At 66.4% G+C, this 11,448-nt stretch carries 9 protein-coding genes; 4 read left to right on the forward strand and 5 right to left on the reverse strand.

The window, feature by feature from the left end:
- Window positions 1-30: 30 nt before the first annotated feature.
- The 5 genes from AC1DYI_RS16545 to AC1DYI_RS16565 all read right to left on the reverse strand — a co-directional run bounded on the left by AC1DYI_RS16545 (window position 31) and on the right by AC1DYI_RS16565 (window position 6,838).
- Window positions 31-864, reverse strand: coding sequence for a carbohydrate ABC transporter permease (locus tag AC1DYI_RS16545; RefSeq protein WP_477205226.1), 834 nt, complete (start codon window positions 862-864; stop codon window positions 31-33).
- The gene (locus tag AC1DYI_RS16550) at window positions 851-1,804 is read right to left on the reverse strand and encodes a carbohydrate ABC transporter permease (protein ID WP_477205227.1); all 954 of its coding nucleotides are present in this window, start codon (window positions 1,802-1,804) and stop codon (window positions 851-853) included. The genes AC1DYI_RS16545 and AC1DYI_RS16550 overlap by 14 nt, the downstream gene beginning before the upstream one ends.
- Window positions 1,805-1,826: 22 nt before the next feature.
- The gene (locus tag AC1DYI_RS16555; protein WP_477205228.1) at window positions 1,827-3,068 is read right to left on the reverse strand and encodes an ABC transporter substrate-binding protein; all 1,242 of its coding nucleotides are present in this window, start codon (window positions 3,066-3,068) and stop codon (window positions 1,827-1,829) included.
- Window positions 3,069-3,202: 134 nt separating this feature from the next.
- Window positions 3,203-5,566: a TonB-dependent receptor gene (locus AC1DYI_RS16560; RefSeq protein ID WP_477205229.1), complete on the reverse strand. Its 2,364-nt coding sequence runs from the start codon at window positions 5,564-5,566 to the stop codon at window positions 3,203-3,205.
- 207 nt (window positions 5,567-5,773) lie between these two features.
- Entirely contained in the window at window positions 5,774-6,838 is a 1,065-nt protein-coding gene (locus AC1DYI_RS16565) for a LacI family DNA-binding transcriptional regulator (protein ID WP_477205230.1), read from the reverse strand.
- Between the two features lie 71 nt (window positions 6,839-6,909).
- Between AC1DYI_RS16565 and AC1DYI_RS16570 the strand changes: the two genes are divergently transcribed.
- The 4 genes from AC1DYI_RS16570 to AC1DYI_RS16585 all read left to right on the forward strand — a co-directional run bounded on the left by AC1DYI_RS16570 (window position 6,910) and on the right by AC1DYI_RS16585 (window position 11,312).
- Window positions 6,910-7,455: a cupin domain-containing protein gene (locus AC1DYI_RS16570; protein WP_477205231.1), complete on the forward strand. Its 546-nt coding sequence runs from the start codon at window positions 6,910-6,912 to the stop codon at window positions 7,453-7,455.
- Window positions 7,456-7,461: 6 nt separating this feature from the next.
- Entirely contained in the window at window positions 7,462-8,514 is a 1,053-nt protein-coding gene (locus AC1DYI_RS16575) for an RNA methyltransferase (protein WP_477205232.1), read from the forward strand.
- Window positions 8,511-9,458, forward strand: coding sequence for a LysR family transcriptional regulator (locus tag AC1DYI_RS16580; RefSeq protein WP_477205233.1), 948 nt, complete (start codon window positions 8,511-8,513; stop codon window positions 9,456-9,458). Before AC1DYI_RS16575 ends, AC1DYI_RS16580 begins: the two co-directional genes overlap by 4 nt.
- A gap of 189 nt (window positions 9,459-9,647) precedes the next feature.
- Entirely contained in the window at window positions 9,648-11,312 is a 1,665-nt protein-coding gene (locus tag AC1DYI_RS16585) for an OFA family MFS transporter (protein WP_477205234.1), read from the forward strand.
- Window positions 11,313-11,448: the final 136 nt, after the last annotated feature.

Here is an 11,448-nt window from a genome sequence, read left to right on the forward strand (position 1 = left end):
ATCCAGGTGCGAGGAATCGGTGGCGCGCGGTCAGCCGCGCACCGCGCCGGAGGTCAAGCCCGCGACGAGCCGCCGCGCGCTGAAGAAGAAGGCCACCAGCAGCGGCAGCATCGCGATCGCGCTGCCAGCCATCAGCGCGCCCCATTCGGTGTTGTTCGGGCTTTGCATCGAGCGCAAGGCCAACGGCAGCGTGTAGTGCTCGGCCGAGCGCATCACCACCAGCGGCGCCATGAAGTTGTTCCACGACGCGATGAAGGTGATCAGCCCCAGCGTGCCGAGCGCCGGCCCGAGCAGTGGCAGCACCACGCTCCAGAAGATGCGGAACTCGCCACACCCGTCCATGCGTGCCGCGTCGAGCAGATCTTTCGGGATCGCCGAGCCGATGTACTGGCGCATCATGAAGATGCCCAAAGCGCTCGCGGCGGCCGGCACATACAGCGCACGCGGCTCGTCGATCCAGCCCAGCACGTCCATCACCATGAAGCTGGGGATCATGTTGAGGAAGCTCGGCAACATCATCGAGCCCAGCACCACCGCGAACAGCTGCTTCTTGAAGCGGAACTCGTAGACCGCGAACGCATAGCCGGCCAGCGCACACAGCAGCAGGTTCAGCGCGGTCGTCAACGTGGCCACGTACACGCTCATGCCGAGGTTGCGCCAGAACGGCAGGCGTTCGGTCAGCAGGTCGATGTTGGTCAGCAGCGCCGAGCCAAACCAGAATGGCGGCGGCGAGTTGAAGATCGCCGCGCGGCCGTGCGTCGCGAAGACGAAGGTGAACCAGAACGGCGCGACCAGCAGCAGCCCGCCGGCCCCCACCAGGGCCCAGGCCGCGACCGAGCCGGGACGCAGGTCACGACGACGCATGCTGCCCCCCGGTTCGGCCAAAGAGCTTGCTGTTGCCCCAAGTCAGCACCGCGATGATCAGGAACAGCAGCCACGACACGGCCGACGCGGTGCCGAAGTCGCCATCACTGAAAGCCAGGCGGTACATGAAGATCGCGCTGGTCATCACCGATTGGCTGACGCCCTTCTCGGGATCGACCAGGATGAACGGCTCTTCGAACAGCTGCAGGTTGCCGATGATCGTCAGCGTGACTGCGAAGAAGATCATGGGTTTCAGCAACGGCAGCGTGATGAAGCGGAACTGCTGCCAGCTGCCGGCGCCGTCCAGCGTCGCCGCCTCGTACAGCTCGTTGTCAATCACCTGCAGTGCCGACAGGTACAGCACCAGGTTCCAGCCGAGAAAGCGCCAGAAGACGACGAAGGCCACCGCGGGCTTGGTGTACGCGGCGTCGCCCAGCCAGTCGATCGGCTCGCTCATCCACGGGCCCAGCACTGCGTTGATGACGCCGTAGTCCTTGGAGAACAGCGTGCTGAAGATCAGCGCGATCGCGACGCTGGAGGTGATGTAGGGCACGAAGTACGCCGCCACCACCGCGTTGCGACTGCGCTTCAGGTGGCGGTGGATGAAGTAAGCCAGCGGCAGCGCGACAAAGTGCTGCGGCACGCCTGACACCAGCGCGAACCACAGCGTGTTGTAGAGCGACTTGTGGAACCACGGATCGGTGGCCGCGAACACATAGTTCTCGAAGCCAACCCAGCGCATCGCGCCCAGCCCGGCGGCCGGGTCCCACTGGTGCAGCGACAACCAGATCGAGAACAGCAGCGGGAACACGCCGAACACGATGAACAGCACGAAGAATGGCGCGATGAACAGGTACGGCGCCCAGCGGCGCATGCGCCAGGCGGCGCCGGCCTTCTTGCGCGGCGCGACGGCGAGACTCGCCGGCTTGACCAGGGGCATCGCGCTTTCCATCGTCATGCCCTCAACGACGCGCCCGGCGCTCGATCAGCGAGCGCGCATCGGCCAATGCAGCGGGAATCGCCTTGCCTTCGGCGACGACCTTCTCGAACTCGTCCCGGATCACGTCGGTCGCCATCGCGTCGTACTTGGTCACCGGCGTCGCCGGCACTTGCGCTGCGATGTCGCGCCAAAGCTTGCGCGCCGGCTGGCCACCGAGGAAAGCGAGCGGCTCGTCCATCACCGGGTCGTTCTGTGCTTCGATCAAGGCGGGGAAGGTGTCGAGCACCTTCAGCGAGTTCAGCTGCGTCGCCTTGTTGGTCGTCATGAAGCGGATGAAGTCCCACGCTTCGGGCTTGTGCGCGGCCTTCTTCGGGATCGCGTAGAACGAGCCGCCATAGCTGCCGGCCTGCCCGCTGGGCAACACCGCCGAGCGCCACAGGCCCTTGGTGTCCGGCGCGAGCCAGTTCTTCAGGTGACCGGTGAGCCAGGCGCCCATCATCTGGCTGGCGATGCGGCCTTGCTTGAAGCCGGCCGCCCAGTCGTTGGTCCACGGCGAGACCTTGGCGTCGAGCCCAGCCTGGCGCGCCGCGCGGCYGAGCTCGAACGCACGCACGAAGCGCGGGTTGTCGACCAGCACCTTGCCTTGCGCATCGAAGTACAGGCCCTCGCCGTCTTTCAGGCCGGTGCGCAAGACGATGTCGCGGATGTCGGCTGCATCGGCCAGCAGGTAGGCACCGGTCTTGGCCTTGATCTTCTTGCCGGCCTCGATGTAGCTTTCCCAGCTCTTCGTCAGCTCGGCCTCGGTGACGCCCGCCTTGTCGGCCACGTCCTTGCGATAGAGCAACGTGCCGGGGCCGATGTCAGCCGGCATCGCGGCCAGGTTGCCCTTGCTGCCTGTCGCTTGCGCAAACGTGTACTTGACGAATTGGTTGCGCAGCGTCTGCGCGTTGTACGGTGCGGTGTTCAGATCTTCGAGACCGCCGCTCTCAGCGAACTTGCCGATGAAACGGAAGTCGACCGCCATCACATCCGGCAGGCCGGAGCCCGTGGCCAGTGCGGTGGTCATCGCGGTGTGGTGGTCGGCGTACTGCAGCGAGACGATCTTCAGCTCGACCTGCGGGTACTGCTTTTGAAAGCTCTCGGCCGCGGCCTTGGACGCGCGGTCCAGGTCTGGGAACGTGGCCACCGTCAGCGTGGTCTTCTCAGCCCACGCGGCGTGGCTGAACACCAGCGCCAGGGTGCAGGCCGTGGCCTTGCTGAACATGGTGATCGCGTCCTCTGCAGTCAAAGACAGCTGTTTCTGAAAAAGAACCCGGCGCCGGCTGTGTGTGGGCGGGCGCCGGGCAAGGTGCGGCGTGGGAAATGCTGGGGCCGCGAGAGGAGCGGCCCCTGGGGCGATCAGAAGCGATAGCCCATCTTGGCGCCGTAGGTGCGTGGCGGGTTGTAGAACGAGGTCCAGGCGGTGCCGTTGACCCACGAGGCATCGGTCTTCACGTGTTCATCGCCGGCATTGACGACGAAGCCTTCGAGGAACCAGCGGCCCTTGGGCTCTTCGTAGCGAACGCTCAGGTCGACTGTCGAATACGCGTCCTGGAAGCGCGCGTCCGGCGTGGCGCGGGCGGCGGCCGGTGCGTTCGGGCTGATGTCGCCGAACGGACCGAGCTTGGTGCGCGTCTGGTAGTGCACCTGCACACGCGGCACCACGAGGCCACCGCCGGGCATCGTGAAGTCATGCTCGTAGGCGAAGGTGGTCGAGAACTTCGGCGCGTGCGGCAGCTGCTCGTCCTTCAGGTTCACGACGTTGACATCGAGCGAGCAGTCGGTCAGGGCCGAATCGCAGGTCAGGAAGTCGTCGTACTTCGCGTCGAGGAACGAGAAGTTGCCGCTGAAGCGGTCGGTCTTGACCGGGCGCCAGCTGAACTCGGCCTCCAGCCCGCTGATCGTCGCCTTGGCCGCGTTGCTGGTCACCAGCTGTTGTTGGCCGTTGCTCTGGTACTCGATCGACGAGACCTGCATGTCCTTGTACTTCATCATGAAGGCGGCCAGGTTCAACGCCAGCGTGCGGTTGAACAGCTCGGTCTTCATGCCCAGTTCGTAGTTCGTCAGGAACTCGGGCTTGTGGCGGCGGCCGCCGTCCGACAGGCCACCGGACTTGAAGCCGGTCGACACGGTCGCGTAGGTCAGCAGGTCCTTGCTGGGCTTGAACTCGAGGCGGCCGAGGTAGGTGTTGGCATCGTCCTCGGTCTTGCCGTCGTTGTGGCCACCGCCCGGCCAGGTGCCGTAGTCGGGCGCCGGCAACACGTCGTCGTAGTCGCTGTTGCAGGTGTCGCGGTTGACCGGGCCGCCCGGGCCGATCAGATGGCCGCCGGTGCCGATGGTGGCGCCGAATTGCGGGCAGACCCAGTTGCGGCCACCCACGTCTTCCTTCTTCTCAGACGTGTGGCGTGCACCAGCGGTGATCGCCCATTCCTTGTTGAACTTGAAGGTGCCCTGGCCGAAGACAGCCTGGGATGACAGCGTGCGTTGGGGTTGGATGAACGACATCGCCCAGGCGGTGTCTGTGTCGGCCACCGGGTGGACGATGATCGGGCCGGTGGTGCCGATGACCGGCGACGTCGAGATGTCGATGTCGAAGCGGATCTTGTTGTCTTCGTTGATCGAGAACAAGCCGGCGATCCACTGGAACGCACCGTCGTCGGTCGACTTCAGGTTCAGCTCATGGGTGTTGTTGTCGAAGCGCGACCACTCGGTGCGGTGCTCTTGCTTGAAGCCCGGCGAGACGCCAGCGTCGTTGTCGCTCGCGTTGGTACGCGACATGCTGCTGATGCTGCCGATGTAGCTCAGCTCGATCGACGGCGTGATCGCCCAGTCGATGCGGGTGCGGAAGGTAGCGTTGTCCTGGTCCAGCGCCCCCGGGGTGTCGATCAGCGCCGAGTTCCACTTCTGGCCGGCGCGCGGGGTCTGCATCAGCGAGACGTTGCCGGTGCCCTGATCGCGGTAGTACTCGAGCGCGGTCGTGGTCCGCAGGCTGTCGGTGACATCCCAGACCAGCGTGGTGCGGATGCCCTGCTGGTCGGTCGCGCCGTACTTGCGCGCGCCGGGCTGAACGTAGGAGCGCTCCTGGTACTCGACCCAGCCGTCTTGCCGGTCGCTGATGGCAGCAATACGCAGCGCAGCGGTCTCGGCCAAGGGCACGTTCATCGCGGCCTGCACACCGATGTGGTTGCGGTCGCCGACGACAACACCGAACGAGCCGCTCGAATCGCCGAACTTCGGCTTCGCGGTCACCAGGTTCACCGAGCCGGCGGTCGCATTGCGGCCGAACAGCGTGCCCTGCGGGCCACGCGCTACTTCGACGCTGGCCAGGTCATACATGAGCACCGTCGCGCCCTGCGGCCGCGGCGAGTAGACACCGTCGACGTGGAAGGCCACGGCCGGGTCACCCAGCTCGGTGTGGTTGGTCGAGCCGACGCCGCGCAGGAAGACGTGCACGCCGCCCGAGTCGCCGTGCTGCTCCACACTCAGGTTAGGCACCAGCGCCTGCATCGTCGACAGGTCCTTGACCTGCGCCTTCTCGAGGTCCTTGCCGGAGAAGGCCGACACCGCCAGTGGCGTGTCCTGCACCAGCGTCAGCCGCTTCGTCGCGGTGACGGTGATTTGCTCGACCGCGTCGGCCGTCGGCTTGTCTTGCGCCATCACACCGGCGCCGGAGAGAACGGCGACAGGCACCAGGGCCCTCACCACATGCTTCTTGCTGATCACCACCATGTCTCCTTCTGTCGTTTGTCGTGGCTTTTCGCCGCGCTGAGTGGCCCCCACCAGCGGACCACCGCTGCCGTCTCGCCTTCGCAAAATGACAACGTTGTCTAATCTGGTGTGCCGAATTCTGACAACGCTGTCATTGAGCGTCAACCGAGGGTCTTCCCGATACTTTCATCCGTGGGTGAGAGGACCGCTCAAAGCAAGCCGTCAGGCCTTGCGTGCGGCCGTGCGGCGCTTGGGCGACGCCAGCGCCAAGGTCGAGCCGCGCGGCACCAACTGGTGCGGCAACACGCGCTCGCTGGGTGTCGGCTCACCATCGGTGCTCGCCGGCGTCACCAGCATGTCGACCGCCATGCGCGCCATGTCCTCGATCGGCTGGCGCACCGTCGTCAACGGCGGCCAGACCAGCGTCGCCGCGGGCGAATCGTCGAAGCCGGCGATCGACAGCTCGGCCGGCACCTGCAGGCCCAGCCGCTGCGCGGCCGACAGCACGCCCAGCGCCATGTCGTCGTTGCTGGCGAACACGGCCGTCGGCCGATTGCGCTGCGCCAGCAGGTGGTTGGCGCCGGCCACACCGGTGGGGAACGTGAAGTCGCCCTGGTAGACCAACGACTCGTCGACCACCAGCCCGTGCGCCTTCATCGCCCGCTTGAAGCCCTGGTAGCGCAGCTCGGACGCCGCCTGGTCGGTGGCGCCGCGGATGAACGCGATGCGCTCATGGCCCAGCTCGATCAGCAGCTCGGTCACTTCTGCCGCGGCCTGCACGTCGTCCATCCGCACGGTCAACAGCGCGGGGTCGTGCTCGCCCGGCGAGATCAGCACCGTCGGCGTGCCGCTGTCGGCCAGCACCTTCAACACCTGCGGGTTGTCGCACAGCGGCGGGGTGAGGATCATGCCGTCGGGCCGCAGCGCCGCGACCATGCGGTCGACCTGCGCTTCGATGTCCGGCGCATCGTCTTCGATCGATTCGACGACCAGGTGGTAGCCGGCTTCGCGGCAGCGCACCGCAGCGCCCTTCTGCACTCCGCTGACGAAGGACGCGCTGGGGTCGTAGTACAGCAACCCGATCAGGAAGCTGCGCGCGCCGGCCAGGCTGCGTGCCGACAGCTTGGGCCGGTACTTCAGCTGCGCCACCACCGCCAGCACCTGCTCGCGTGTCTGCTCGTGCACACCCGCCTCGCGGTTCAGCACGCGCGACACGGTCTTGATCGAAACCCCGGCCTCGCGGGCCACGTCGATGATGGTGGGGGCGGACGATGGTCGGCTGCTCACTGTGGCCTTGTTTTAGACGGTAGGCTGAAGGCCCCGCACTGTGCCACAGCCGCCCCGCGGCTGCATTCACCATGAGCAACAACGAGATCGATCCACCCGCCCCGAGCTCGAAGAACGCCGACGGCATCTACGAGCCTTTCGACATCGCCCAGGTGCCTGTCGAAGCGTTCAGCCGCGGCGAGCGCTTCGAGATGCGCTGGCAGCATTTGTCGAGTTACGGCGGAGGTACACAGATCGGCGTCGCGGTCGAGACGCTGGCGCCAGGCAAGCAGACGAATCAAGCGCACTACCACCTGCTCGAGGAGGAGCACGTGTTCATCCTCGAAGGCGAACTGACCGTGCGGCTGGGCGACAAGCACCACGTGATGAAGGCCGGCCACTACGTCTGTTTCCCAGCCGGCCAGAAGGCCGCCCACACGTTGATCAACCACAGCGACGCACCCTGCCGCTATGTGCTGATCGGCAACACGCAGTCGCACGACGTGATCTTCTACCCCGACACGCAGCGCGTGGGCGTCAAGCTGGCCGGGCAGAGCTTTCGCAGCACGGCGACAATGGAGTACTGGGACGATGTGGTCACCGACCAGCCGCCCGAAATCCCCCGCTCATCCTCCTGACCTGTCGTGTCCGCCCTCCTCTCGACCTTGCCCGCGCTGCGCCAGCGCCTGCGCGCCCTGGGCGCCAACCCGAAGCACGAAGAGCGCGTGCTGCGCCTTTGGGCCAACGCGCTGCCGCAGACCAGCGGCCGCCGCAAGCTCGAAGACTTCATGCCGCAGACGCTGCGCCATGCGTTGCCAGCCCTCGACGAAGAGCTTCAAGCCTTGGCCTCGGTGCGCTCCGAGCATCCGGCCGAGGACGGCTCGGCCCGGCTGCTGGTCGAGCTGAGTGATGGGCAGACGGTAGAGAGCGTGCTGCTGCCGCGCGATGGCCTGTGCGTGTCGACCCAGGTCGGCTGTGCGGTCGGTTGCCTGTTCTGCATGACCGGCAAAGATGGGCTGCTGCGCCAAGTCGGCAGCGCCGAGATCGTCGCGCAGGTCGCGCTGGCGCGCCGCCGCCGACCGGTGAAGAAGGTCGTCTTCATGGGCATGGGCGAGCCGGCSCACAACCTGGACAACGTKCTCGACGCGATCGACCTGCTCGGCACCGMSGGTGSGATCGGCCACAAGCAGCTGGTGTTCTCGACRGTCGGCGACCGSCGCGTSTTCGAGCGCCTGCCGCTCGGSMGCGTSAAGCCGGCRCTCGCGYTGTCGCTGCACACCACCAAGCCCGAACTGCGCGAACAGCTGCTGCCACGCGCACCGCGCATCACACCCGAAGAGCTGGTCGAACTGGGCGAGCAGTACGCGCGCAGCACCGGCTACCCGATCCARTACCAGTGGACGCTGCTGGCCGGCGTCAACGATGGCGACGACGAGATCGATGCGATCGAGCGCCTGCTGAAGGGCAAGTACGCGATCCTGAACATGATCCCGTACAACCAGGTCGACGGGCTCGACTACCAGCGCCCGAGCTGGGAACGTGCAGCCGAGATCGCCCGCACGCTGCACCGCCGCCACATCCTGACCAAGCTGCGCCAATCGGCCGGGCAGGACGTCGAAGGCGGTTGCGGCCAACTGCGGGCCCGCGCGGCAGCCCCCCGGTCAGACACTGCGCTGGTGCGCGTGTTTGCCCGGTGAACCTGTTCGTATCGTTCAAATACCTCGTCGCTCTCGACGACCACCGCCACTTCGGCCGCGCGGCGCTGGCTTGCCATGTCACCCAGCCAGCCTTGTCGAATGCGCTGCGGGCGCTGGAAGAGCACTTCGGCACCTCGATCGTCAAGCGTGGCCGCAACTTCGCTGGCTTCACGCCCGAAGGCGACCGCATCCTCGCCAGCGCGCGCCGCATGCTGCACGAGCACGAGCTGCTGCAGCAAGACCTGCACAGCCAGGCGGACAACCCGAGCGGCAACCTGACCATCGGCGCCGTGCCAACCGCCGTGCCGATCGCCGCGCGCTTTGCAGCGATGCTGCAAGACCGCCACCCCGACATCCGGCCGACGCTGCGCTCAATCAGCTCGATCGAGATCGAAACCGGCCTCGAGAGCCTGGCGCTGGACCTGGGGCTGGGCTACACCGAACGCATCGACAACAGCCGCTCGCTGCTGCGCGTGGTGCCGCWGTACGCCGAGCAGTACTTCTTGCTGCGCCGCGCCAGTGTGGCGACGGTGGACAAGCTGCACATCGGCCCTCCGATCGGTTGGCGCGAGGCGGCCGAATTGCCGCTGTGCCTGCTCAGTTCCGAGATGCACAACCGCACCATCGTCGACCGTGCTTTCACCGCGGCCACCGGCCAGCCGGTGAGCCCGGCGATCGAGACCAACTCGATCCTGGCGCTGGCCCTCAGCGTCGTGGCTGGCCGTGTCTGCAGCGTCATGCCCGGCGCCTTGGTGAGCTTCGTGCGCGACTACCGCGAGCTCGAAGCATTGCCGCTGGTCGAGCCGCAGGTCGAGGTGCCGATCGCCTTTCTGGTGCACGACACCAACCGCCCCTCGCGCACGCTCGAAGCCGCGCTCAGGTTGGCGCAAGACCCGGCCTGGCTGGCCCAGGCGGCTGGCCACTCCGGCCTGCTTTCGAATTAGCAACTGCGGCCCTAACGCCTTGCCGATCGGGTAGATTCGTGCCCGCCCGGTGAGCGACTTCGGGGGGAACCCGAAGCACCCCAGCCTATTGACCCATTCCTTGAATAAATTGGACCGCCGGGCGCGGCCTTACCGACACTTCGTGCGCGCATCGCACGGCACCTCAGCAGTTAAAAGCAGGAGAAAAGCATGTCGTTGGTTCTTGATGGGTCGCAAGCCGGGGTCGCCACGCCCGGCCTGCTGGACAAGGAACGCACCATTGCAGGCCGCGGGTTCAACCGCTGGCTGGTGCCGCCGGCCGCGCTGGCCATTCATCTGTGCATTGGCATGGCCTATGGCTTCTCGGTGTTCTGGCTGCCGCTGAGCAAGGCACTGGGCATCAAGGAAGCGATCAAGTGCGGCCCCGAGGTCGGCTTCATTGGCGAGCTGTTCACCACCACCTGCGACTGGAAGATCTCGACGCTGGGCTGGATGTACACGCTGTTCTTCGTCTTCCTGGGCTGCTCGGCCGCCATCTGGGGCGGCTGRCTGGAACGGGCCGGCCCGCGCAAGGCCGGCGTGGTCAGTGCCTGCTGCTGGTGCGGCGGCATGCTGATCTCGGCACTGGGCATTCACCTGCACCAGTTCTGGATGATGATCCTCGGCTCAGGCGTGATCGGCGGGATCGGGCTGGGCCTGGGCTACATCTCGCCGGTCAGCACGCTGATCAAGTGGTTCCCCGACCGCCGCGGCATGGCCACTGGCATGGCCATCATGGGCTTCGGCGGCGGCGCGATGATCGGCTCGCCGCTGGCGGCCGAGCTGATGAAGAACTTCGCCGGCACCACTGACGTGGGCGTGATGCAGACCTTCATCGTGATGGCGCTGGTCTACTTCGTCTTCATGATGGGCGGCGCCTTCGGCTACCGCGTGCCGCCCACCGGCTGGAAGCCCGCCGGCTGGACGCCGCCGGTGGCGCAGGCCAACACCATGATCACCCAGCGCCACGTGCACGTGAAGAAGGTCTGGGGCATCCCGCAGTTCTGGCTGGTGTGGATCGTGCTGTGCATGAACGTGTCGGCCGGCATCGGCGTGATCGGCATGGCCAGCCCGATGCTGCAGGAAGTGTTCGGCGGCAGCCTGATCGGCGTGGCGCAGAAATTCGGCGAACTCGACAAGGCCCAGCTCACCGCGATTGCCGGCGTGGCGGCAGGCTTCACCGCGCTGCTGAGCCTGTTCAACATCGGCGGGCGTTTCTTCTGGGCCAGCCTGTCGGACAAGCTGGGCCGCAGGATGACCTACGTGGTCTTCTTCGTGCTCGGTGGCGCGATGTACCTCAGCGCACCGGGCAGCGCAGCAGCGGGCAGCAAGCTGCTGTTCGTGGCGGCCTTTTGCATCATCCTGAGCATGTACGGCGGCGGCTTCGCTACGGTGCCGGCCTATCTGGCCGACTTGTTCGGCACGCAGATGGTGGGCGCCATCCACGGCCGCCTGCTCACCGCCTGGGCCACGGCCGGGATCCTGGGCCCTGTGGTCGTCAACTACATGCGCGACTACCAGTTGGGCTTGGGGCTGCCGCGCGAGCAGGTCTACAACCAGACCATGTACATCCTCGTCGGCATGCTGGTGATCGGCCTGATCGCCAACCTGGCCATTCGCCCGGTCGCCGACAAGTGGTTCATGACCGACGCCGAACTGGCCGAGGAAAAGCGCCTGGCGCATGAGCGCGCCGCAGCCACCGAAGTGGGCTCCGGCTCCGGCAGCAACGGGGCAACCCCTGCTGTCGTGGTGGTGCTGGCCTGGGCAGCCGTGGGCATCCCGCTGATCTGGGGCGTCTACCGCACGCTGCTGAGCACGGCGAAGTTCTTCAACTGACCGGGCGCTCTTCACAAACAGACGCCTGAACGGCGTCACGCCCGCGCGGTCGGCCTCACGAGGGCCGGCACGCCGGGTGTGGCATGCCTTTGCCAGAGATTCCCTGCATGAGTGAACAAAAGATAGAGCTCTACGA

This window comes from Ideonella sp. P3_A4 (genome assembly GCF_056403075.1).

Excerpts from the sequence above, each read along its gene's own strand:
- AC1DYI_RS16545 (WP_477205226.1), bottom strand. The coding sequence starts at position 864 with ATGCGTCGTCGTGACCTGCGTCCCGGCTCGGTCGCGGCCTGGGCCCTG.
- AC1DYI_RS16550 (WP_477205227.1), bottom strand. The coding sequence starts at position 1,804 with ATGCCCCTGGTCAAGCCGGCGAGTCTCGCCGTCGCGCCGCGCAAGAAG.
- AC1DYI_RS16570 (WP_477205231.1), top strand. The coding sequence starts at position 6,910 with ATGAGCAACAACGAGATCGATCCACCCGCCCCGAGCTCGAAGAACGCC.